Source organism: Myxacorys chilensis (genome assembly GCF_059505265.1).
Genome location: NZ_JCACKG010000054.1, coordinates 1 through 2,009 on the forward strand (window position 1 = coordinate 1; position 2,009 = coordinate 2,009).

1 protein-coding gene is annotated in these 2,009 nt (G+C 50.1%); it reads left to right on the plus strand.

Translation table 11 applies throughout. From position 1 onward, the window contains the following. Window positions 1–249 precede the first annotated feature (249 nt). Window positions 250–1,401 carry an ISAs1 family transposase gene (locus tag AC5JLB_RS02600; protein WP_495872299.1) on the plus strand — a complete coding sequence of 384 codons (1,152 nt, stop codon included), beginning with the start codon at window positions 250–252 and terminating at the stop codon, window positions 1,399–1,401. The last annotated feature ends 608 nt before the right edge of the window (window positions 1,402–2,009 follow it).

A 2,009-nucleotide genomic window follows, 5' to 3' on the forward strand; every position in this document is an offset into this window, starting at 1 on the left:
AAAGGAGAAGAAATTTGATTCAATAAAGCGGTCTTTGTAATTGACACCAGACAGGTGTAATTTGATTGCGGCGTTGTACAACTTTGAGCAAACTCAAGCTGCCAAAGTTAGCTAATCTGCAAGAGGTCTAATGTTCAAGCTCTCAGACAACCATTGCAGGGTAAACGCACACGTATCTTAACAGTTAGGTGCAAGAAGAAAGGGAGAACTTAGGATTCAAAGTAGTCGTGAAGCTGTGACGAGATTCCTATGCCTGAAACCGCTCTTAGCAATTTGAAAGCCCAGTTTGCGGAACTCCCTGACCCGTGTGCCCAGCACCGTATTGAGCATTTGTTGACTGACATTGTGATGCTCACGATTTGCGCGGTGATCTGTGGAGCCGAGAGTTGGGTCGAGATCGAGCACTATGGAAGTGCGAAACAGGAATGGCTGGAAACGTTTTTAGAACTGCCGAATGGGATTCCTTCACACGATACCCTAGAGCGCGTGTTTGCTCGCTTACGACCAGAGGCATTGCAACAGTGTTTTTTGAACTGGGTACAGGCAGCGTTTGATATCAGTGGGGGCAAATTGCTTGCCGTGGATAGCAAAACCTTGCGAGGCAGCTATGAGCGCGGGGGCAAGCAAGGCATGATTCATATGGTGAGTGCTTGGGCAGTGCAAAGCCGGTTAGTCCTCGGACAGTGCAAAGTGAATGAGAAGTCGAATGCAATCACGGCGATTCCTCAGTTACTGGGCGTACTCGACCTTGCAGGCGCTATCGTCAGCATTGATGCGATGGGTTGCCAGACTGCCATTGCTCAACAGATTGTGGAACAGCAAGGCGACTATGTACTAGCTCTCAAAGGCAATCAGGGCAGCCTGTTTGAGGATGTCGTGCAGTTGTTTGACCAGGCATGTCAGCAACTTTTTCGAGACATCAAGCATGACTACTATGAAACTCAAGAGCAGGCACATGGACGCAAAGAAGTTCGGCGCTACTGGGTGATGGGGCAGACCGAGCACTTGGTTGGAGCCGAAAACTGGGCAAAGCTCACGACTATTGGCTGTGTCGAAGCTCAACGCCAAATCCAGGAGAAGACAACGTGTCACAGGCGTTACTACTTACTAAGCCTGCCGCTATCAGCTCAGCAATTTGCCCAATCTGTGCGAGGGCATTGGAGCATCGAGAACCAATTACATTGGATACTGGATGTGGCATTTCAAGAAGACCAAGCCCGCTCGACGCTAGGCTACAGTGGTGAAAATTTAGCTGTGGTCCGCCATCTGGCACTTAATCTCCTGACTCAAGAAAAATCAGCAAAGGGGGGCCTCCGGGCCAAGCGGCTCAAGGCAGGGTGGGACGACCCATATCTCCTGAAGGTGTTAGCTCAGTCGTCCACAACCTCCCGCCAATCGTGAAGAAACGTGTGCGTTCGCCCTAACAACCATTGCTGCACTTGCGTATAGCTGCCTAAGCCACCTTCCGGGTCATCCAAACGCCGTTTCAGGCTGATGAGTGCCCAACCCCGGAATCACCTTAGGTCGCCCAGAACTTTGTCGCGTTTCCAGCAAGCCCTTCAGCCCGCTGCCACGATACTAACTCAACCATCGCTGCAGTGTGGCCCGATGCTGCCCGATGACTTTCGCAACCGCACTAACGCTCATCGCATTCGGTAGTTGCAGCAAGTACAACACTTGCAACCGCCCTTTCAAGTTGGGGTTCGATTGCTGTTGAATCAGCCCTTCTAGCTCTGCTGGGGTTTCTCGAATTTCATCCGGGTGATGCCTGCCATTGCCACTGTCCTCAACACGCCAGAACTCAGTATCTCATTTGTCACTTCCTTTTTTCAATTTGGTATCAGAACCGAGGGTACGATACCGTAGCAAGGCTTATAGAAAAGATCTTTCCTCCTCAATCTTTTTGTGACACTTGGCCTTGATTTTAGCAATCACCAATGCGATGAAAGGATTAATACTCGGCAACTAACTTAAAATCGAAGCTTTCTCGTCAGTACAGTGCCTGGCAC

What these genes read in the sequence shown, in the direction of transcription:
- AC5JLB_RS02600 (WP_495872299.1), top strand. Translation starts at nt 250, where the DNA reads ATGCCTGAAACCGCTCTTAGCAATTTGAAAGCCCAGTTTGCGGAACTC.